The sequence below is a fragment of the Streptomyces sp. NPDC101191 genome (assembly GCF_044767915.1).
Taxonomy (GTDB): domain Bacteria; phylum Actinomycetota; class Actinomycetes; order Streptomycetales; family Streptomycetaceae; genus Streptomyces.
Window position 1 is genome coordinate 231,697 of record NZ_JBIWOU010000005.1, and the last position, 19,197, is coordinate 250,893.

The 19,197-nt window shown below is 69.4% G+C and carries 21 protein-coding genes; 14 read left to right on the plus strand and 7 right to left on the minus strand.

The features are described from left to right. Positions 1–223: 223 nt before the first annotated feature. The 5 genes from tuf to ACIRQF_RS20890 form a co-directional block, all read right to left on the minus strand. Positions 224–1,417, minus strand: a complete 1,194-nt coding sequence (gene tuf / locus ACIRQF_RS20870; protein ID WP_365337558.1) for an elongation factor Tu — start codon at positions 1,415–1,417, stop codon at positions 224–226. Between the two features lie 150 nt (positions 1,418–1,567). Further along, on the minus strand, positions 1,568–3,694 hold the full coding sequence (gene fusA, locus ACIRQF_RS20875) for an elongation factor G (protein WP_376635388.1): 2,127 nt from the start codon (positions 3,692–3,694) through the stop codon (positions 1,568–1,570). A 39-nt stretch (positions 3,695–3,733) separates the two neighbouring features. Further along, positions 3,734–4,204, minus strand: a complete 471-nt coding sequence (gene rpsG, locus ACIRQF_RS20880; RefSeq protein ID WP_345486254.1) for a 30S ribosomal protein S7 — start codon at positions 4,202–4,204, stop codon at positions 3,734–3,736. 2 nt (positions 4,205–4,206) lie between these two features. Beyond that, complete coding sequence (gene rpsL / locus ACIRQF_RS20885; RefSeq protein WP_003948652.1) at positions 4,207–4,578, minus strand: 30S ribosomal protein S12; 372 nt, start codon at positions 4,576–4,578, stop codon at positions 4,207–4,209. A 739-nt stretch (positions 4,579–5,317) separates the two neighbouring features. Further along, the gene (locus tag ACIRQF_RS20890) at positions 5,318–5,770 is read right to left on the minus strand and encodes a helix-turn-helix domain-containing protein (protein ID WP_376635386.1); all 453 of its coding nucleotides are present in this window, start codon (positions 5,768–5,770) and stop codon (positions 5,318–5,320) included. Positions 5,771–6,015: 245 nt separating this feature from the next. On the opposite strand from ACIRQF_RS20890, the gene ACIRQF_RS20895 reads away from it, so the two are divergent. The 3 genes from ACIRQF_RS20895 to ACIRQF_RS20905 are packed head-to-tail and all read left to right on the plus strand — an operon-like array spanning position 6,016 to position 7,368. Further along, a complete protein-coding gene (locus tag ACIRQF_RS20895) occupies positions 6,016–6,423 on the plus strand; it encodes a WhiB family transcriptional regulator (protein WP_404093937.1) in 408 nt (135 codons plus the stop codon). Beyond that, the gene (locus tag ACIRQF_RS20900; RefSeq protein WP_376635382.1) at positions 6,416–7,165 is read left to right on the plus strand and encodes a hypothetical protein; all 750 of its coding nucleotides are present in this window, start codon (positions 6,416–6,418) and stop codon (positions 7,163–7,165) included. Before ACIRQF_RS20895 ends, ACIRQF_RS20900 begins: the two co-directional genes overlap by 8 nt. Then, complete coding sequence (locus tag ACIRQF_RS20905) at positions 7,159–7,368, plus strand: hypothetical protein (RefSeq protein WP_365337547.1); 210 nt, start codon at positions 7,159–7,161, stop codon at positions 7,366–7,368. The genes ACIRQF_RS20900 and ACIRQF_RS20905 overlap by 7 nt, the downstream gene beginning before the upstream one ends. A 163-nt stretch (positions 7,369–7,531) precedes the next feature. Here ACIRQF_RS20905 and ACIRQF_RS20910 read toward each other — a convergent pair whose 3' ends face one another. Next, positions 7,532–8,359, minus strand: a complete 828-nt coding sequence (locus ACIRQF_RS20910) for a hypothetical protein (RefSeq protein ID WP_389753427.1) — start codon at positions 8,357–8,359, stop codon at positions 7,532–7,534. Positions 8,360–8,670: 311 nt separating this feature from the next. Between ACIRQF_RS20910 and ACIRQF_RS20915 the strand changes: the two genes are divergently transcribed. From ACIRQF_RS20915 to ACIRQF_RS20930, 4 genes are all read left to right on the plus strand, one after another. Continuing rightward, a complete protein-coding gene (locus tag ACIRQF_RS20915) occupies positions 8,671–9,078 on the plus strand; it encodes a hypothetical protein (protein WP_376635378.1) in 408 nt (135 codons plus the stop codon). 194 nt (positions 9,079–9,272) lie between these two features. Then, a complete protein-coding gene (locus ACIRQF_RS20920) occupies positions 9,273–9,884 on the plus strand; it encodes a phage tail protein (protein WP_376635376.1) in 612 nt (203 codons plus the stop codon). Between the two features lie 118 nt (positions 9,885–10,002). After that, a complete protein-coding gene (locus tag ACIRQF_RS20925; RefSeq protein ID WP_389753435.1) occupies positions 10,003–10,293 on the plus strand; it encodes a hypothetical protein in 291 nt (96 codons plus the stop codon). A 113-nt stretch (positions 10,294–10,406) separates the two neighbouring features. After that, positions 10,407–10,709: a hypothetical protein gene (locus ACIRQF_RS20930; RefSeq protein ID WP_404093943.1), complete on the plus strand. Its 303-nt coding sequence runs from the start codon at positions 10,407–10,409 to the stop codon at positions 10,707–10,709. 50 nt (positions 10,710–10,759) lie between these two features. Here ACIRQF_RS20930 and ACIRQF_RS20935 read toward each other — a convergent pair whose 3' ends face one another. Then, the gene (locus tag ACIRQF_RS20935; RefSeq protein ID WP_376635370.1) at positions 10,760–11,557 is read right to left on the minus strand and encodes a hypothetical protein; all 798 of its coding nucleotides are present in this window, start codon (positions 11,555–11,557) and stop codon (positions 10,760–10,762) included. Positions 11,558–11,859: 302 nt separating this feature from the next. Here ACIRQF_RS20935 and ACIRQF_RS20940 point away from each other — a divergent pair, with 302 nt between their 5' ends. The 7 genes from ACIRQF_RS20940 to ACIRQF_RS20970 all read left to right on the plus strand — a co-directional run bounded on the left by ACIRQF_RS20940 (position 11,860) and on the right by ACIRQF_RS20970 (position 19,162). Continuing rightward, complete coding sequence (locus ACIRQF_RS20940; protein WP_376635368.1) at positions 11,860–12,078, plus strand: hypothetical protein; 219 nt, start codon at positions 11,860–11,862, stop codon at positions 12,076–12,078. A 98-nt stretch (positions 12,079–12,176) separates the two neighbouring features. Beyond that, positions 12,177–13,223 carry a hypothetical protein gene (locus ACIRQF_RS20945; RefSeq protein ID WP_404093947.1) on the plus strand — a complete coding sequence of 349 codons (1,047 nt, stop codon included), beginning with the start codon at positions 12,177–12,179 and terminating at the stop codon, positions 13,221–13,223. Between the two features lie 29 nt (positions 13,224–13,252). After that, complete coding sequence (locus ACIRQF_RS20950; RefSeq protein WP_404093949.1) at positions 13,253–14,449, plus strand: phage tail protein; 1,197 nt, start codon at positions 13,253–13,255, stop codon at positions 14,447–14,449. After that, positions 14,446–15,693, plus strand: coding sequence for a tape-measure protein (locus tag ACIRQF_RS20955; protein ID WP_404093952.1), 1,248 nt, complete (start codon positions 14,446–14,448; stop codon positions 15,691–15,693). The genes ACIRQF_RS20950 and ACIRQF_RS20955 overlap by 4 nt, the downstream gene beginning before the upstream one ends. A 46-nt stretch (positions 15,694–15,739) precedes the next feature. Next, positions 15,740–16,663: a phage distal tail protein gene (locus tag ACIRQF_RS20960; RefSeq protein WP_389753454.1), complete on the plus strand. Its 924-nt coding sequence runs from the start codon at positions 15,740–15,742 to the stop codon at positions 16,661–16,663. A 56-nt stretch (positions 16,664–16,719) separates the two neighbouring features. Beyond that, on the plus strand, positions 16,720–17,916 hold the full coding sequence (locus ACIRQF_RS20965) for a hypothetical protein (RefSeq protein ID WP_376635359.1): 1,197 nt from the start codon (positions 16,720–16,722) through the stop codon (positions 17,914–17,916). 31 nt (positions 17,917–17,947) lie between these two features. Continuing rightward, on the plus strand, positions 17,948–19,162 hold the full coding sequence (locus tag ACIRQF_RS20970; protein WP_404093955.1) for a hypothetical protein: 1,215 nt from the start codon (positions 17,948–17,950) through the stop codon (positions 19,160–19,162). Positions 19,163–19,197: the final 35 nt, after the last annotated feature.

Here is a 19,197-nt window from a genome sequence, read left to right on the forward strand (position 1 = left end):
CGTATTCGCGTAGCCGTTCTACGACGCGCTCGACGTCCCGATTTCAAGTTGTCTCCACCCCTGATTGGTCATGACACGCCTGACCGGCCGCATGCTACGGGACGTCAGGTTTGCGTCTGCCACCGGGGGGTAAAGCGGAGGACCCCGCACCGCCGAAGCGGTGCGGGGTCCTCACTGGAGCTCAGTCGAGCTACCAGGTCATACCACCGAAGTTCGTGAGAACTTACTTGGTGATCTTGACGACCTGGCCGGCGCCGACGGTCCGGCCACCCTCACGGATGGCGAACTTCAGGCCCTCCTCCATGGCGATGGGCTGGATCAGCTCAACGCTCATGGCGGTGTTGTCGCCCGGCATGACCATCTCGGTGCCCTCGGGGAGGGTCACGACGCCGGTCACGTCCGTGGTACGGAAGTAGAACTGCGGGCGGTAGTTGTTGAAGAACGGGGTGTGACGGCCACCCTCGTCCTTCGACAGGATGTAGGCCTGGGCCTCGAAGTTCGTGTGCGGCGTGACCGAACCCGGCTTGATGATGACCTGGCCGCGCTCGACGTCCTCGCGCTTGATGCCACGGAGGAGCAGACCGACGTTCTCACCGGCCTGGCCCTCGTCGAGCAGCTTGCGGAACATCTCGATGCCGGTGACCGTGGTGGTGGTCTTCTCGGTCTTGATGCCGATGATGTCGACGGTCTCGTTGACCTTGAGGACACCACGCTCGATACGACCGGTGACGACGGTGCCACGACCGGTGATCGTGAAGACGTCCTCGATCGGCATCAGGAACGGCTTGTCGACGTCACGCTCGGGCTGCGGGATGGACTCGTCCACCGCGTGCATGAGGCCGAGAAGCTTCTCGCCCCACTCCTTGTCGCCCTCGAGCGCCTTGAGCGCCGAGACGCGGACGACCGGCAGGTCGTCGCCCGGGAACTCGTACTCGGAGAGGAGCTCACGAACCTCGAGCTCGACGAGCTCCAGGATCTCCTCGTCGTCCACCATGTCGGCCTTGTTCAGGGCGACGACGATGTACGGAACGCCGACCTGGCGGGCCAGGAGCACGTGCTCCTTGGTCTGCGGCATCGGGCCGTCGGTGGCGGCGACCACGAGGATGGCGCCGTCCATCTGCGCGGCACCCGTGATCATGTTCTTGATGTAGTCCGCGTGACCGGGGCAGTCGACGTGCGCGTAGTGACGCGACTCGGTCTGGTACTCGACGTGCGCGATCGAGATCGTGATACCGCGCTGGCGCTCCTCGGGAGCCTTGTCGATCTGGTCGAAGGCCGAGGCCTCGTTCAGGTCCGGGTACGCGTCATGCAGCACCTTGGTAATGGCGGCCGTGAGGGTCGTCTTACCGTGGTCAATGTGACCGATGGTGCCGATGTTGACGTGCGGCTTAGTCCGCTCGAACTTCGCCTTCGCCACTGGGGTCCTCCTGTGGAGTGGTTCTGTACGCCTTACTCATCGGCGCCAGGTGATCTTTGCTGGGATGCCGTCCGCCGGGGGCTCTCGCCTCGGGTTCGAAGATCGAGCCCCGGCGGACGGTGTCAAGCCTAAAGCGTGTACTCGGGAGAGTTACTCGCCCTTGGCCTTCGCGATGATCTCCTCGGCGACGTTCCGCGGAACCTCGGCGTAGGAGTCGAACTGCATCGAGTAGCTTGCGCGACCCGAGGTCTTGCTGCGGAGGTCTCCGACGTAGCCGAACATCTCCGAGAGGGGCACGAGGCCCTTCACGACGCGAGCGCCGCTGCGCTCCTCCATGGCCTGGATCTGGCCACGGCGGGAGTTGATGTCACCGATGACCTCGCCCATGTAGTCCTCGGGCGTGACGACCTCGACGGCCATCATCGGCTCAAGGATGACGGGAGAAGCCTTGCGCGCGGCCTCCTTGAAGGCCTGCGAACCGGCGATCTTGAAGGCGAGCTCGGAGGAGTCGACCTCGTGGTAGGCACCGTCGAGAAGAATGACGCGGACGCCAGTCATCTCGTAGCCGGCCAGGATGCCGAACTGCATGGCCTCCTGCGCACCGGCGTCCACCGAAGGGATGTACTCCTTCGGGATGCGGCCACCGGTGACCTTGTTCACGAACTCGTACGAGGCGTCGCCGCCCTCGATGGGCTCGATCGCGATCTGCACCTTGGCGAACTGACCGGTACCACCGGTCTGCTTCTTGTGGGTGTAGTCCACGCGCTCGACGGCCTTGCGGATCGTCTCACGGTACGCGACCTGCGGCTTGCCGACGTTCGCCTCGACCTTGAACTCGCGACGCATACGGTCGACGAGGATGTCGAGGTGAAGCTCGCCCATACCACCGATGATGGTCTGGCCGGTCTCCTCGTCCGAGTGAACCTGGAAGGAGGGGTCCTCCTCCGCGAGACGCTGGATGGCGACACCCAGCTTCTCCTGGTCACCCTTGGACTTGGGCTCGATCGCGACCTGGATGACCGGCGCCGGGAAGTCCATGGACTCCAGGATGACCGGGTTCTTCTCGTCGCACAGCGTCTCACCGGTGGTGGTCTGCTTCAGGCCCATGACGGCGACGATGTCGCCGGCGCCCACCGAGTCGATCTCCTCACGCTTGTTCGCGTGCATGCGGTAGATCTTGCCGATGCGCTCCTTCTTGCCCTTGACGGAGTTCAGCACCGAGGTGCCGGCCTCCAGGCGACCGGAGTAGATCCGGACGAAGGTGAGCTTACCGAGGTGCGGGTCGCTCGCGATCTTGAACGCGAGGGCGGCCAGCGGCTCGTCGTCGGACGGCTTGCGCTTGACGACCAGCTCCGCGTCCTTGACGTCGTGGCCCTCGATGGCCTCGACGTCCAGGGGGGAGGGGAGGTAGCGCACGACGGCGTCGAGCAGGGGCTGAACGCCCTTGTTCTTGAACGCGGTGCCACAGAACACCGGGGTGACCGTGGTCTCGCCACCCTTGCCGGAGGCAATGGTGATGCGACGGATCGCGGCGTACAGCTGCTCCTCGGTGGGCTCGACGCCCTCGAGGAAGAGCTCCATGATCTCTTCGTCGTTCTCGGCGACAGCCTCGACGAGCTTGCCGCGCCATTCCTCGGCGAGCTCGGTGTGGGTGTCCGGGATGTCGACGATGTCGTACATCTCGCCCTTGGTGGCCTCGGCGGACCAGACAAGAGCCTTCATGCGGACGAGGTCGACGACGCCCTGGAAGTCGGCCTCGGCGCCGATCGGGAGCTGCATGACGATCGGGGTCGCGCCGAGGCGGTCCACGATCATGTCGACGCAGCGGAAGAACTCGGCACCGGTGCGGTCGAGCTTGTTGACGAAGCAGATACGCGGGACGCCGTAGCGGTCCGCCTGACGCCAAACGGTCTCGGACTGCGGCTCGACGCCGGCCACGCCGTCGAACACCGTCACAGCACCGTCGAGCACGCGCAGCGAACGCTCCACCTCGACGGTGAAGTCGACGTGACCCGGCGTGTCGATGATGTTGATGGTGTGGTCGACGTTCTCGAGCGGCCAGTGGCAGGTGGTGGCAGCAGAGGTGATCGTGATGCCACGCTCCTGCTCCTGCTCCATCCAGTCCATCGTGGCGGCGCCGTCGTGGACCTCACCGATCTTGTACGAAACGCCGGTGTAGAACAGGATCCGCTCGGTGGTGGTCGTCTTGCCCGCGTCGATGTGGGCCATGATGCCGATGTTGCGCACCTTGGCCAGGTCAAGCGAAGTGGTAGCCATAAGGCTTCAGTCTTCTCTCGGTCTCGATGTGGGTTGCGACTACCAGCGGTAGTGCGCGAAGGCCTTGTTGGACTCGGCCATCTTGTGCGTGTCCTCGCGCTTCTTGACCGAAGCACCGAGGCCGTTCGAGGCGTCGAGGAGCTCGTTCATGAGGCGCTCGGTCATGGTCTTCTCGCGGCGGGCGCGGGAGTAACCGACCAGCCAGCGCAGCGCGAGGGTGGAGGCACGACCGGGCTTGACCTCGATCGGCACCTGGTAGGTGGCGCCACCGACACGGCGGGACTTGACCTCGAGGGACGGCTTGACGTTCTCGAGAGCGCGCTTCAGCGTGATGACCGGGTCCTGGCCGGTCTTCTCACGAAGACCCTCCATGGCGCCGTACACGATGCGCTCGGCGGTGGAACGCTTGCCGTCAAGCAGGATCTTGTTGATCAGCGAGGTGACAAGAGGAGAGCTGTAGACCGGGTCGATGATGACCGGGCGCTTCGGGGCGGGGCCCTTACGAGGCATTCTTACTTCTCCTTCTTGGCGCCGTAGCGGCTGCGAGCCTGCTTACGGTTCTTGACGCCCTGCGTGTCGAGGGAACCGCGGATGATCTTGTAGCGAACACCCGGAAGGTCCTTCACACGGCCACCACGCACGAGCACGATGGAGTGCTCCTGCAGGTTGTGACCCTCACCCGGAATGTAGGCCGTGACCTCGATGCCCGAGGTCAGACGCACACGCGCGACCTTACGGAGGGCCGAGTTCGGCTTCTTCGGGGTGGTCGTGAACACACGCGTGCAGACGCCACGGCGCTGAGGGGAACCCTCGAGTGCGGGCGTCTTGTTCTTCTCGACCTTGTCCTGCCGGCCCTTCCGGACCAGCTGCTGGATCGTAGGCACTACTTCTCCGGTTTCTGTGTGCCGTCGTCAAACTAACCTGGAACGTCACCGACCCACGCGGTCGGGTGTGTCGAATCCTGCGGACCCCCGCCGAAGGCGGAAAGGACGTGGATTGCGGTGGCCGGTATCGGAACTCCACGTGCGGTTGAGGACACGCACACGGCTCCGGGCACACCCCAGGCACAAGGCATGAGCGTACCTACCGCACGGACTCCGGTCAAAACAAATGCCCACGCGCAAGGCCGCCGGGCGACGTGCGAGAACCCCGCCCGGGGTGGACCGGGGCCGGATTACGGGCCCCTGGGGGCCACGGAACGGCCCGCGCGCGCCGGTGGCGGCCGGATCGGGACCGCCCGGCGGCCCGTGCGGGCCGACAGGGGGCGGGGCCGCCGACAGCCCGGCGCGGGCCGACGGGTCGGGACCGCCGACAGGCCGGTGCGAACGGGCGGGTGGCGGGACCGCCCGACGGCCCGGTGCGGGCCTACGGATGGCGGGACCGCCGGCAGCCCGGTGCGGGCCGACGGGTCGGGACCGCCGGCAGCCCTGTACAGGCCGACGGATCGAGACCGCCGGCGGCCCGGTGCGAACGGGCAGGTGGCGGGACCGCCCCACGGCCCGGTGCGGGCCTACGGATGGCGGGACCGCCGGCGGCCCGGTGCGGGCCGTGGTCGTGTTCCGGTTCGGGCCGGGCCCGACCCGAGGGCACGACCACGGTCCCGGACGAGGTCCGGGACCCGGGTCAGTCCTGGGCGGCGCGCCGGGACTCGCCCGCGGGCCGGACGTCGCCGTCCGCCGCCTCGGGCTCCACCAGGAACTGCGTGACGACCTTGACGAAGACGTCCATCCGCTCGTCGGGGACCCCGAGCCAGCGCGCGAAGTCCTCCATGGTCGGCTGCCAGTCGCCCGGCGGCAGCAGGTCCGCGGCGAGCGGAAGCTCCTCCGGGGTCACCCGCCCGGACCGGATGAGCATGTCGCGGACCGAGACCCCCAGGAGTGGGGCGATCCTGCGCATGGTCTCCAGGTCGGGCATGCTCTGCCGCTGCAGCAGGCGCGTGACGGCCGCCCGGTGCACGCCGGCCTCGTCTGCGATGCGGGACTTCCCTCCGCCGCGGGGGCTGTCGATGTCGTAGCCGCGTGCTCGCATCAGGCCCTCGACCCATCCCGCGAACTCGTCGAGCCCATGAGTGCTCATGTGTGTACCGCTCCCTTTACTCCCCCACCCTTCGGGCCCCTTACTTTAGCGTGCTTGCGCGCACGGAATTACGTGCTTTCGGGCACGCAATCGTGTCGAATCGGTGAAGGTGTCTCCACGAAGGTAGTTGCGAGCTCGCACGCAACATGTCTATGTTGCTCGCCGCCGCACTCGTCGGCCTCATGAGTCCCAAGGGCCCCACATGCCCCGGGGGCCCCATGGGCCCCGGACCGTGGAGATCCACCTTGCACCAGCCCGACACTTCCCCCTGGCAGGCCGCCGCCGCGTGCGCCGACCTCTCCCCGTCCGTCGTCTTCTCCCGGCGCGGCAAGGAGGCGGCCCCCGCCCTGCGCGCCTGCGCCGTCTGCCCCGTCAGCCGCGAGTGCGAGGCGGCCGTCGCCCCCGCCGAGAGCTGGTTCGACGGCGTCTGCGCGGGCCGCCTGTGGCGCAACGGGCGCCCCGTGAAGCCCCGCCGCCGCCGCGGCGACGCCGCCTCGGAACTCGCCACCTCCCTGGAGGCGTCCGCACCGGACGCGTCCGCCCTGGGCACGACCGCACTGGACGCGACCGCACTGGACGCCGCCGGAGCCGTCCTCGCGCCGTCCGCGCCCGCCACGCCGGCCGCCGCACTCGCCGGGAGCACCCGTGGCTGAGCAGCAGCACGCACCGGGAGCCGTTGCCGACGAGCGCGTCGCGCGGGACGTCGTCCTCTGGGCCGCCTCCCTCGTACGCCAGTTCCCCGAGCTCGCCGAGGAGCTCGCGCCCGGCCGGCGCGGACCCGCCGGAAGCGCGCCGACCAAGCCGCACCCGGGCCGGGACGAGCTGATCCGGGCCGAGCGCCGCGAGGCCCTGCTGCTCGAACAGCAGCACGGCCTGGCCGTGCCCGGACACGGCGCCGCGCCGATCCGGCTGCACATCTCCGACGCCATCCGCGACATCACCGACGGCGTGGTGGAGCTGGAGGAGGCGGTCTGCGCCCGGCTCGGGCTGGCGCGGCCGCGCCGGGCCGGGGTCGTCGAGCGGCTCCGGCGGGTCGTCGGGCTGCTCGACGAGATCGCCGCGTACCCCGTGCTCACCCGGCACGTGCGGGACGAGATCCGCCGCATGGCGCGCCGCTGCGCACGCACCCTGGGCGACGCCGAGACGGTCGTCCGCGTGTCCGGCCGCTGCCCCTGGTGCGACTCGGTGTCGCTGCGGGCCTTCCCGGACCGGCGCGCGGTGCTGTGCGTGAACCCCGCGTGCGTGTGCACGGACGGGGCGTGCGGCTGCCAGGACGACCCGTCCTACCGGCACCTGTGGCCGGAGGAGCAGTGGTCGGAACTCGCGGACGCGTCGGGGACGCGTACGGAGGAGATCGAAGCGGCGATGGACGACACGAAGGAGACCTCATGCTGAGCTCGACCGCGCTTTCCCTGCCCGCACTGATCCCGGGACCGCTCGCCGCCGAGGAGGCGGGGGTCGCCCCGGCGACGATCCGCAAGTGGGTCCAGCTGGGCCACCTGCGGGCGGCGGGGAAGGCCGGCCGGGCGCAGCTCTTCCGCCTGGAGGACGTCTTCGCGGCGGAACGCGCCACGCGGCGGAGGCCCCGTACGGCCTGAGCCGCTCACACGACCGGAACGGAAGCGCCCCGTGTCTCTCCCACGAGAGGGACACGGGGCGCTTCTTCATGCCCGGGCCGTGCGCTGCGCCGCGTACGGCGTCCCGCCCCGGGCCGTGCGCTGCGCCACGCACTGCACGTCCCACCCCGCGACGCGTGCCGCGTCAGGCACGCAGGAAGGCGTGCAGGGAAGCGGTCATGGCCTCGACGAAGCGGTCGCGGACGGCCTCCGGGACGCGGTCGAGGGAGAGGTAGGGGTTGAGGTCCTCCAGCTCGACGAGGAGCAGCTCGCCCTCGCGGGTGCGGCAGGCGTCGACGCGCTGGATGCCGTGGTCGAGGGTGTTCCAGTCGACGAAGCGGCGGGCGAAGGCGAGGTCGGCGTCGGTGGGCTCGTACGGCTCCAGGACCCAGCGGCGCTCGGGGTCGGGGGCGTACAGGGCGTACTGGCAGCGGTCGTCGACGAAGTAGAAGGACACCTCGTACAGGAAGTCGACGCGCGGCTGGACAAGGACGTCGCCGTACGAGAGCCCGGCGAGGCGCTCGTACGGCACGAACTCCAGACCTATGGAGTCGGCGCCGGCCCTGGGCTTGACGACGTACTCCGCCGCCTCGGGGAGCCGGTCGAGGTCGGCGGCGCGGTCCACGGTGGGGATGACGGGGTACCCGGCGGCGGTCAGGTCGAGCAGGTACTGCTTGCCGGCCATGTCACCGCGCCCGTGGAGCGGGTTGTAGACGCGGGTACCGGCGGCCCGGGCGCGGGCGCGGAAGGCGTCGTAGGCCTCCTGGTAGTGGAGGACGGGGCCGCTGTTGCGGACGACCACGGCGTCGAAGGAGTCCATGAGCGCGGCGGCGTCGAGGGGATGGCACAGCGCGATGTCGAAGTGGGCGCGCAGCCGGGCGGTGAGGTCGATGTCCTCGTCGCAGTAGCGCCGCCCGCGGGCGGGGTAGGCGAGGTCGGTGACGTGGAGGAGGCGGGGGCGGGCGGGGGGCATGGGGCGACTCCTGGGGCTGCTGTTGCGGCTCGGATCGACAACCTATCCGTCGTGCGGCGGACCGCACAGCCCTCGCATCACTCCTCCCACCTGCACTTTTGTGGGATCTGCGGATCCACCGCCCGAACTAGTTGCGTGCGCGCACGCTCTCTGTCACAGTTGGTGCAGCGGCGGAGCTGTGCCCGCGAGACGGGCCGCAGACTCCGCCGTTCGCCGTCCGGGTGCGCTCCGCGCCCTTCCCCCTTCGCCCGCGTCGAGCGCCCCGGACGGCACCCCGCCACTCAAGTCCCCGTCTCCTGAGGAGCACCGTCATGACCACTCCCCCGAGTGCGTTCCCGGACGTCGAGAAGCTGGTCGTCGACGTCCTCAAGGCCGACCCGGCGATGGCCGGCATCACGGTCGCCGCCCAGGCGCCCGCCGGTTTCGACGGCACGCAGAACGCCGTCCTGGTGAACCGCCGCGGCGGCGCCTGGATCGGCGACCTGCACGTCGACAAACCGCTGATCGAGTTCGAGGTATACGGGCCGACGAAGACCGCGGCCCACGTCCTCGCCAACGCCGCCCGCAAGGTGCTGCTCGCCACGATCGGGAAGCAGCTCGGCGCGAACCACGTCAGCGACGTCGAGGAGCAGGACGGACCGCGCTGGATGCCCGACTACCTGTACCGCGGCGCCAACCGCTACGTCTGCGTCATCCAGCTCTCGCTGAACGTCTTCTAGGCGCCCCCGTCCGGAAGCGCCTCCCTGTAGCGCCCCTCCCGGACGCGCCCTCGCGACCGTCCCACCCGACGTCCCCGCGACGTCCCCACAGACCAGGCCTCGCCGTCCGGCGGGGCCTTTGCCGTACCCGGAGCCGGAACAGTCCGACCCCGGGGCGGTGCCCTCACCCCCTCTCATCAAGGAGAAAACCCACCATGGCTGGAAACAACTCTGCCGAGATCCGCGTCGCAGGCACCGGCAAGATCTACGTCGCCGACGCCGGCACCGCCCTCCCTGCCGCCTTCGGCACGGACTCCGCCACCGACTGGTCCGGCGCGGGCTGGAAGGACCTCGGCTTCACCTCCGGCGACGGCGTCACCTTCTCGAAGAAGGACAAGCTGGAGGCCATCGACTCGTGGCAGTCGGTCTCCCCGGTCCACTACATCTACTCGGCCCGCGACCTTTCGCTGAAGTTCTCGCTGCTGCAGTTCAACGAGGACACCCTGCCCTTCTTCATGGGCGGCGACGCGGTCAAGGCCGAGCCGACCCCGGCGGTCGACATCTACCGCTACGAGATCGCCGAGCGTCCGTTCGCGGACGTCCGCGCCCTCGGCCTCGAGTTCACCGACGTCAAGGCCGGCGGCACCACTCCGGTGAAGTACCGCTTCATCATCCCGCGCGGCCAGGTCACCGCCACGGACGACATCAAGCTCGGCCGCAAGGCCGCCTCCCAGCTCGGCATCACCTTCACGGCGATGTCGAAGGGCGACGGCAAGCCGCTGGCGACCTTCCTCATGAAGGACAACCAGTACTCCGCGACCGTCTGATGACGGTCTGAGGGCCGTCCGGTCCTCGACCCCCGGGGCGGGACGGCACACCGCCGTCCCGCCCCGCCCCTTCTGCTCTTCATCCACGCGAAACACGCGAACAAGGAGTACGCACACCATGGCCCGTTTCGACGTCAACGCCGCTCGCGCCCAGCGCATGGAGGCCCACGGTCGCACCTGGTCCTTCGAGCTGGACGGCGAGTCCTACACGCTGCCCACCGAGCTCTCCCGCAAGACCGCCAAGGCGCTGCGGAAGCTCGACGACAACGACGTGGACGGTCTGCTCGAACTCCTGATGGGTGAGGAGCAGTACGTCCGCTTCGAGGAGCACGACCTCACGATGCAGGACATCGCCGCCATCCTGGAGGCCTACGGCAAGGAGACCGGGCTCGGCCTGGGGGAAGACTGAGCCTCGTCGAGTTCGTCGACGAACACGCCGAGGCCCTTGAGGCGGATCTCCTCCGCCATTACGGCACCGATCTCCTGGACTGGCACCGGGGCGATCTCTCCAGTCGGCGGCTGATGGTCCTCATCACGAACCTTCCGCGGGACAGCGCGGTGCAGCGGGAGTTGCACGGCGAGTCCGCGGAGTGGTCACTGACCGACCACCTGCTCGCCGCGGTGGTGGACAATCTGGCCGTCGCCAACTGGATGTTCCAGTGCGTCAACATCGGCGAGGACGACGACCAGCCCGAGCAGCCGAAGCCCGTCCCGCGTCCGGGCGTCAAGGACGCGGACGGCGAGGAGTCGAACGAGGACTCCATGGCAGCGGGAGACACCGCCGACACGATCTCCCCCGCGGCGCTGGCCCGGTTCTTCGGCTGACGTCCCAGCCGCTGACGTCACACCCCCACGGCCCCCGGAGCCCGTTCCCGTCAGGGGGCGGGCTCCGGGGGCGCTTGCTGTGCTCGCTCGGCGGCCAACTCCTCCTCCAGGGCCTTGGCCCGGTCGGAGAGCCGGCGGCCACGCGCGCTCGCGCGCGCGTCCGCCTCTCCGGAGTCGGCGCCGCGCCGCTCGGGCCCGGTGCCGCCCTGGACCGGAACCCCTGCGAGCGGCGGCACGATCGGGCGGCCGCCCTTGCCGCGGACGACCTTCCGCACCCGCTGGGTGTTCCGGCGGGTGCGGCTCTCCTGGGCGGTCACCAGGACGTCGGTCTCCGGTTCGGGAGCGGGTTCGGGCTCGTGCACCGGCTCCGGTTCGGGCGCGGGCTCCTGCTCGTGCACCGGCTCCGGCTCGGGGCGCTGCTCGAACAGCTCACGTTCCCTGCGGACCCGCTCCTCGGCCTGGACGACCACGGCCGGCGGTTCCAGGAGCCGCGCGAAGGGCAGCGCGATGACCCGGGCACCGTCCGGGGAGACGTCCGTACGCCGCTGGGGGCGCCGGATTCCACGCGCGTCACCCTGCCCCTTGGCGTATGCATCAGCAACGCGCTTCTCGTACTCGCGGCGGATGCGCGGGAGTTCGTCGGAGACGGCCTCGGCCCAGCCGGCGGTGAACGCGGCGGTCTCGCGGCGGTCCACCTCGGCCCTGGGCAGCACGACGAGGTCTTCGGGCGCGTACCCGGCGACGTGGACGAGCTCGGCCAGCCTCGCGAAGAGATGGGGCAGGTCCGGGTGGGATTCGAGCCAGTCGACGACCCGCTCCCGCCGGCTAGCGCCCGGCTCCGTGTCCATGTGTCCGCACTGCCTTCCAACCCCCTGGGGTCCCCGCGCGCCCCTCGCGCCCCCCGCCCCCGACTGTGTCAGGTTCGGGAACGCGCCATCCAGAGTACCCCGGTCGAACACCAGATCCGATCGGGCCTCAACCCCCACGGGGAGTTGACAAGAAGACACACCGTCAGGCGTTTCGCGCTCGACAAACCTCGAACAGATGTTCCACACTCTGTTCGTACAGACGTTCGATATCGTGGTGCCCCCGCCTCACTCCGCGGCGCCGCCACGCACGCAAGGGCAAGCAAACCGGAAGGCAGGCGTCCATGACCCAGCAGGCCGAGGCCGAGGCATCGCAACCGCACATCCCGCTCCACGACCGCCTCGCCCAGCTGCTGGACGGGCCCGCGGCCCTCGACAGGAGAGCGTTGCTCGGCATTCTGTACGCCGAGGTCAACCGCCGCGAGGCCGTCGCCTACGCGGCCGGCTGGAACGACGCCCTCGCGACGGTGCGGCGCGTCCCCCGCCAGGGCGCCGTCACCTAGCCCTTCCGCCCCGCCCCACGCACGAGCCCCTGCCGAACCTCCATGCCGGCAGGGGCTTTTCGGCGCATGGCCGTCACCGGCCGGAAGCGGAGCAACTCATGGCAAAGACCATCGACGACCTCTCGAACGAGGTCACCCAACTCAGGGAAGCCCTGGTCAAGGGCACCGAGCTGCACAAGTGGAAGGAGAAGGAGCCCGACCCGAAGGACAAGGACAACGAGGTCGAAGTCGAAAAGGAGGCATTGCTCTCCAAGCTCAAGAAGCACCTCATCGGCGACGCCCCCAAGATCCTCACGGAGGAAGCCGCCGCCCCGTGGATCAAGCAGATCGGCGACAACTACCAGGAGCTCCACAAGGAGCTGTCGTCCGAGATCCTTGAGACCCTGGGCCTGGACACCTTCGGCGCCGCCCTCGAGAAGTTCCACGAGAAGAGCGCGGAGGCGTGGAAGTACGCCCTCGCGGCCTTCGGGAGCCTCCTCATCCCCGCCCTCGGCGTCTACCTGGCCGGCAAGCTGACCAGCATCCAGCGGTCCATCCAGCAGTTGGGCGACCCAAACCGCCTCATCCGCGCCTACGACGCGGACGGCAACATCCGCCCGCAGAGCCGTACGGACGTCGAAGCGCGCGAGCGCCGGGTCGCCAACGGCGGCACCAGCCTCGCCGATCTCCCGAGCAGCGCGGACACCGCGCGCATCGCCCCCCTGACCGCGCAGCTCGTAGATCTGAACGCGCAGGTACTGAAGTTCAACAACCGGTCCACCGCGTTCTTCCAGGGGTTCCGCAAGCTGCCGACCGACAGCAAGGCCAAGAAGGCTGCGGACAACATCAAGAAGATCGCCGACGCCGTCACGGGCATCGACCACTCGCAGATGCAGCCGGTCGCCGAGGGCGTCAACAAGATCAACAACTCGATGCGGAACGCCGAGCCCAAGAAGGTCGAGAAGGTCGCCAAGGCCGTGGGGAAGCTCAAGGACTCCATGCTCGGCTTCCAGCCGACCAAGATTCCCGACGGTCCCAAGCTGCAGGCCTCGGCGGACGCGATGAAGAACCTCGCCTCGGAGACCGGAACCCTGCGCACGAAGCTCAACGACCTCAGGGGAACGATCCACTCCCTCGACCAGCAGATCGGCGCCACCGCCGGCTGACCCCACCCCACCCCGAAAGGAGGTAACCCATGGCACTCACCAAGTCCCTCAAAAGCGCGTCCGACGCCCTGCGCAACCTCAAGACGCAGGCCTCCGGTGCCGGTACCTCGGTCAAGAAGGTCGGCGACTCCGGCAAGTCGGCGTCCGGTCAGCTCAAGACCCTGAAGACCAACGCCCAGGGCTCCAAGACCCAGCTCAAGAACCTGAAGACGGCCTCCGACCAGGCCGAGAAGTCCATGTCGAAGGCCGGCCAGACCGCAGAGTCCGCCGGCAAGAAGATGGGCAAGTACGAGTCCGGCGCCGGCAAGGCCGCCAAGGGTCAGGACAAGCTCAACAAGTCGATGAAGGGCAACCTGCTCGCCCGCCTCATCGAGCTCTTCATGCCTCTCATCGAGAAGATCGTCGAGATGGCGATGCAGTCGAAGACGATGCAGAAGATCCTGAAGAAGGCCTTCGACGCCATCAAGGTCGTCATCAGCACGGTCATGAAGGCCGTCGGCCCGATCATGAAGCAGGCCGGCGCCCTCATCAAGACCGTCTGGAACGGCATCAAGAGCGCCATCTCCACCGTGGTCAAGGCGGTCGCCACCGTCATCAAGACCTACGTGAACATCTGGAAGACGGTCATCACGACCGTCATGAAGGCGATCAAGGCGGTCATCAGTACCGTCTGGAACGGCATCAAGGCCGTCATCACCCCGGTGGTGAACTGGATCAAGAGCGCCATCCCGAGCGCCTTCTCCGCCGTCAAGGACAAGATGTCGTCCATCTGGAACGGCCTCAAGGACATCGCGTCCCGGGCGTTCAACGGCATCAAGAGCGGTGTGTCCGGCCCGATCAACTCCGTCATCGGCCTGATCAACCGCATGATCAACGCCGTCAACGGCGTCAAGGTCAGCGTCCCCGGCTGGGTGCCGCTCGTCGGCGGCAAGACCTTCGGCGTGCACATCCCGACCATCCCGATGCTCGCCACCGGTGGTGTCGTCATGCCCCGCAGCGGCGGCGTCCCGGCGATCATCGCCGAGGCCGGCGAGGCCGAGGCCGTGCTCCCGCTCTCCAAGCTGGACCGGCTGCTCGCCAACACCGCCCGCCGCGCCCGCCTCTCCGCGCAGATGCAGGCGGGTGGAGGCGGCGGACTGCACATCGAGCACTACCACGCGGCCCGCAACAGTGACCCGCAGTCCACCGCGGACGCACTGATGTACCTGGCGAAGGCACGCGGATGAGTGCCGCCGCAGTCCGCATGCCGGCGTTCGGACGCGTCACGCCGGTGATGCGGTCCCTGCGCCAGGGCGCCGAGGGGTCCGCCGACACGCTCAAGCGGCTCAAGCAGGACGTCCAGTCGGCGGACGGCGGCGTCGCCAGGTTCGCCGCCGATCTGAAGACGGCGGGCACCTCGGTCCGCACCCTCGGCAGCACCGCCTCCGGCACGGCCGGCTCTCTCGGCCGCATCCAGCGGTCCAAGGCGGCCGCCGGCATCCAGAAGCTCGGCGTCGCGGCCGGCAAGATCCGTACCGCGGCGGGGAAGATCGGGCCCGCGCTCGGCGTCATCGTGTCGATCCTGCTGCCGCTGCTCCCCATCGCCGACACCGTCACCAAGCTGATGGACACGTACGGGCTGGTCATGGAGGTCGCATCGATCGCCATGACCGGGGTCAACCTCGCGATGCGCGGCAACCCGCTCGGCTTCATCCTCGGCATCCTCGTACCCGTCGCCGCCTGGTTCATCGAGTACGCGATGCAGACGGAGACCGGCCAACGGATCATGAAGCAGGTCTTCCAGGCGGCCCTGAAGGGCTTCCAGCAGGTCTACAAGTTCCTGCAGCCGGTCCTGAAGCTCATCGGCAATGCCGTCATGACCTACTTCAAGGGCTACCTCACCCTCTTCACGACGGCCCTGAAGATCATCGGCGCCGGCATCAGCGGCCTCTCCAAGGCCGGCAGCGCCGTCAGCTCCGCCTCCCACGCCCTCCGCGGCATCGCCTCCGGCGCCTTCGGCGGGATCAGGAGCGCGGTCCAGCCGATCCTGTCCTTCATCACCGACAAGATCCCCGGCTTCTTCCACCACGCCAAGGACGCCGTCGGCAACGCCATGCGCGGCATGGGCGAGTTGGTGAAGGGCGCACTGACCGCAGTCATCGGCGTCGTCAAAGGCCCCATCAACGGCCTCATCGCCTTCGCCAACTGGATCATCGACGGCCTCAACAAGCTGAGCTTCGACTTCCTCGGCAAGCACTTCGGCGTCGACCTCGACAAGATCCCGATGCTCGCCGAGGGCGGCGTCGTCTTCCCCGGCGCCGACGACGCGCCGCGCATCGACCCGCTCACCGTGCTGGAGTCCCGCCGCATCCCGGCCCTCACCGAGGCTCCCCCGGCGCCCCACCGCATCCGGGACTTCCACGAGGAGCAGGGCGCCGGCCCCCGGTCGACCGCCGAGGACCTGCTCTTCCTCATGGCCGCCCACGCCTGACCGCACCCCGCCAACCCGCCCTCCTCAGAAGTGAGGTGACGGCCCCATGGCCGAGACCACAACCGCATACGCCGGAAACACCTACACCGCCGACCTCGCGCCCGGCTCGCTGATCACCCAGGACGGGCAGATCCAGTGGGCCGGGCTTCTCATCGGCACCGGCACGCCGTTCAACATCGACAAGTCCGGCCTGACCGGCTGGGAGGACCTGCCGGAGTACGACGCCTCCGATGCCGAGCGGCCCACCTCGCACGGCGCCTGGCCCGGCTCCCGGTACGCCAAGCCGCGCAAGATCGGCGGCACGATCGTGCTGATGCCGGAGTTCAACGGCGTGCCCGAGGCCGTCCGCGCGCTGCGGCAGTCGCTCGCCCTGCTGGACGAGGAGCGCTGGCTCACCGTGCGGCTGCACGGCGAGCTGCTCGCCGTACGCGCCCGGATCTCCCAGCGGGTGGTCCCGGCCGACCAGGGCTTCGCCACCCAGGGCAGCTCGAAGATGTCGATCCAGTGGCTGGCCTCCGACCCGCGCCGCTACGGCGTCAACGAGCAGATCGCCACGACCAGCCCGCCGCAGCCCGAGTCCGGCCTGGTCTGGCCGCTGACCTGGCCGCTCAACTGGGGCCAGGCCAAGTCCACCGGTGACGCCGTCGCCGAGAACACCGGCTCCGCCCCCACCCACCCGGTGATCGTCTTCCGCGGCCCGTGCTCCATGCCGACCGTCACCGAGCGGGTCAGCAGGCGGCGGCTGCGGTACGCGATCGACCTGGCCGCCGGCGACGAACTCGTCGTCGACACCGCCAACGGCACGGTGATGCTCAACAACAGCGCGTCCCGTCGGCACACCGCGATGGCCGACTCCAGCCCCGAGGAGCTGTTCCTGCTCGAACCGGGGCGCACCGAGCTGTCCTTCCGGGCCGACGCGTCGACCCCGGACGCCCTGATGACGGTCCGCTGGCGCAGCGCCGAATGGTGACCCGGGCCCCTGCCCGGTGAACCGGTTCCCCACCCACTCCCAGAAGAGGTGAACCCATGACCGTACGGGCCGCCTGGCTCACGCCCACGGGCCAGACCCGCGAGGACACCCGTCTCACCCTGGCCGCTCTGCTCACCCCGAGCGGCCAGAGCCCGGAGGAGACCCCCCTGCGTTCCCGGCCGGGCATCGTGCCGGGCGGCTTCGTCCTGACCGGGACCGCCCCCATGCAGTGCACGATCGGCACCGGGCGCGCGATCGTCCAGGGCAACGACACCCGTCAGGGCGCCTACCTGGTGAGCGCGATCGCGCCCGAGACCGTCACCATCACCGACGGCGACCCCCAGTACGACCGGATCGACCTGATCGAACTGGCCGTCGTCGACGACGACTACGACAAGACCGGCACCACCACCGCCCTGGTGCGCCTGGTCAAGGGAACGCCCGCCGCGACGCCCGTCGTGCCGGCGAGCGGCCCGGGCAGCAGCATGCCGCTGTACTCGGTCCGCGTCCCGAAGGGCACCTCCGCCGGCACCGGCGGCATCGCCTGGACCTCCGGCGGCGCGACCACGCTGCACTGGCCGGTGGTGGCACTCGGCGGCATCATGCCGACCACCGGCTTCAAGGGCGCCTACGCCGGCCAGTACCGCGACGCCGGGAGCTTCATCCAGCGCTGGGACGGGACGACCTGGGTGTCGTATCCCAAGGCGCTCGGCGGCATCGCCCCCAGCTTCGTCACGGTCGGCAGCTACACCGGCCAGTACCGGGACGACGGCAGCGCCCTGCAGCGCTGGGACGGCTCGGCCTGGCAGTACGCACAGGGCGCGGCGACCGTCCTGTTCAGCGCCTCCCAGCTGCTGACGACCCACCAGCAGAGCATCAGTCCCACCACCTGGACCAACGTCAACCTGCCGACCGTCGACGTGGACGACGCCAACGGCTTCAACGGGACCACCACCTACGTCGTCCCGCGCACCGGCTGGTGGCGGGTCTCCGGACTCGTGGCCTGGGTCAACGACGCCCAGACGGGCATGCGGGGCGCCCGCATCCTCGTCAACGGCGCCGGAGTGAACCGCACGACCTGGCTCGTGCCGGCCGGCAACGGCGCCGTCACCGTCGGCGGCAGCGGCCTGATCCGGCTCACCGCGGGCAGCACGCTGCAGCTCGCCGCCTACCACTCCCACACGGCGACGGTGAAGACGCTCGGCGGTTCGGGCTACGCCTGCAACCTGTCCGCCGAGTGGATCAAGCCCTGACGCCCCTCGACTCCCCCGATAGGAGAACTCCATGAACCTGCGCAGCAGCTGGGTCGCCGAGACCGGCCAGACCCGCGAGGACACCCGCCTCAACCAGGTCGGCGCGACCACCATGATCAACCCGGTGCAGGTCCGCTCCGGCATCCTGCCCGGCTCCTACGACGGCAAGTACCGGCTGTCCGGCTTCTGGATGGACGGCGCCTCCGCCATGACCGCCACCGTCTCGGAGGGCCGCGCGGTCATCCAGGGCGACATCTCGCAGGGCGTCTTCCCGGTGTCCCTGCCGGTCTCGGAGCAGGTCACCTTCGCCGCGGGCGAGGGCTACGCCCGCATCGACCTGGTCGTCCTCAAGGTCTACGACAAGCTCTACGACGGCGGCACCCGCAACGAGGCCGTCATCGAGATCGTCAAGGGCATCCCGGAGCAGACCCCGAAGGCCCCGCCGACCCCGGCGCGCAGCCTCCCGCTGTACCAGGTAACGGTGCCGGCCGGCGCCAGCGCGGGCAACGGCGGCATCCCGTGGGCCACCGCCCTGAAGGACCTGCGCACCCCGGTCGTCTCGGTCGGCGGCATCCTCCCGGTCGAGGGCGCGGTGCTGCCGGGTGCCCACCCGGGCCAGTACCAGGACACCGCGGACGCCCAGTTCCAGCGCTGGGACGGCGGCAAGTGGGTGGCGTACCCGGCGGCGGTCGGCGGCGTCATCCCGGCCTCCGCCGCCACGACCCAGGCCAGCTACACCGGCCAGTACCGGGCCACCGCGCCCGGCCCGCTGCAGCGCTGGGACGGTGCCAAGTGGGCTCCCGCGTACCCGGGTCCGTACTTCAACGACTCGCTCGACGCCGGCTACACCACTTCCACCACGTACGTGACCACGCTGCTGGAGCGGGCCGAGAACCCGCTGTCGGTGACCTTCGTGGCCCCCGAGTCGCGGCAGGCGATCCTCACCTTCGGATCCCGGATGGAGCTGAGCCTGGCATCCGGCACCACGGGCATCGCCAGCTCGGCCTACATGTGCGTCCGGATCATGCAGGGCACCACCGTCCACCGTGACCTGGACGACGAGCTGGCCGCCGTCGCCTCCAAGTCGGCCGATCCGACGGACGCGTTCTCCTCCTCGACGACCCAGCGTCTGCACAGCCTGACGGCGGGCGCCACCTACACGGTCACCGCGTACTACCGCAGCACCAACGCGAACGTGAAGGCCTGGTTCGACAACACCTTCATCCAGGTCACCCCGCAGTACTGAGCCGGCGAGGCCGCCGCCCGACCGCCCCTTTTCCC

What these genes read in the sequence shown, in the direction of transcription:
- ACIRQF_RS20970 (WP_404093955.1), top strand. Translation starts at nt 17,948, where the DNA reads ATGAACCTGCGCAGCAGCTGGGTCGCCGAGACCGGCCAGACCCGCGAG.
- ACIRQF_RS20945 (WP_404093947.1), top strand. Translation starts at nt 12,177, where the DNA reads ATGGCAAAGACCATCGACGACCTCTCGAACGAGGTCACCCAACTCAGG.
- fusA (WP_376635388.1), bottom strand. Translation starts at nt 3,694, where the DNA reads ATGGCTACCACTTCGCTTGACCTGGCCAAGGTGCGCAACATCGGCATC.
- rpsG (WP_345486254.1), bottom strand. Translation starts at nt 4,204, where the DNA reads ATGCCTCGTAAGGGCCCCGCCCCGAAGCGCCCGGTCATCATCGACCCG.
- ACIRQF_RS20920 (WP_376635376.1), top strand. Translation starts at nt 9,273, where the DNA reads ATGGCTGGAAACAACTCTGCCGAGATCCGCGTCGCAGGCACCGGCAAG.
- ACIRQF_RS20930 (WP_404093943.1), top strand. Translation starts at nt 10,407, where the DNA reads ATGGTCCTCATCACGAACCTTCCGCGGGACAGCGCGGTGCAGCGGGAG.
- ACIRQF_RS20950 (WP_404093949.1), top strand. Translation starts at nt 13,253, where the DNA reads ATGGCACTCACCAAGTCCCTCAAAAGCGCGTCCGACGCCCTGCGCAAC.
- ACIRQF_RS20915 (WP_376635378.1), top strand. Translation starts at nt 8,671, where the DNA reads ATGACCACTCCCCCGAGTGCGTTCCCGGACGTCGAGAAGCTGGTCGTC.
- ACIRQF_RS20940 (WP_376635368.1), top strand. Translation starts at nt 11,860, where the DNA reads ATGACCCAGCAGGCCGAGGCCGAGGCATCGCAACCGCACATCCCGCTC.
- ACIRQF_RS20905 (WP_365337547.1), top strand. Translation starts at nt 7,159, where the DNA reads ATGCTGAGCTCGACCGCGCTTTCCCTGCCCGCACTGATCCCGGGACCG.
- ACIRQF_RS20955 (WP_404093952.1), top strand. Translation starts at nt 14,446, where the DNA reads ATGAGTGCCGCCGCAGTCCGCATGCCGGCGTTCGGACGCGTCACGCCG.
- ACIRQF_RS20935 (WP_376635370.1), bottom strand. Translation starts at nt 11,557, where the DNA reads ATGGACACGGAGCCGGGCGCTAGCCGGCGGGAGCGGGTCGTCGACTGG.
- ACIRQF_RS20925 (WP_389753435.1), top strand. Translation starts at nt 10,003, where the DNA reads ATGGCCCGTTTCGACGTCAACGCCGCTCGCGCCCAGCGCATGGAGGCC.
- ACIRQF_RS20960 (WP_389753454.1), top strand. Translation starts at nt 15,740, where the DNA reads ATGGCCGAGACCACAACCGCATACGCCGGAAACACCTACACCGCCGAC.
- ACIRQF_RS20910 (WP_389753427.1), bottom strand. Translation starts at nt 8,359, where the DNA reads ATGCCCCCCGCCCGCCCCCGCCTCCTCCACGTCACCGACCTCGCCTAC.
- ACIRQF_RS20890 (WP_376635386.1), bottom strand. Translation starts at nt 5,770, where the DNA reads ATGAGCACTCATGGGCTCGACGAGTTCGCGGGATGGGTCGAGGGCCTG.
- ACIRQF_RS20965 (WP_376635359.1), top strand. Translation starts at nt 16,720, where the DNA reads ATGACCGTACGGGCCGCCTGGCTCACGCCCACGGGCCAGACCCGCGAG.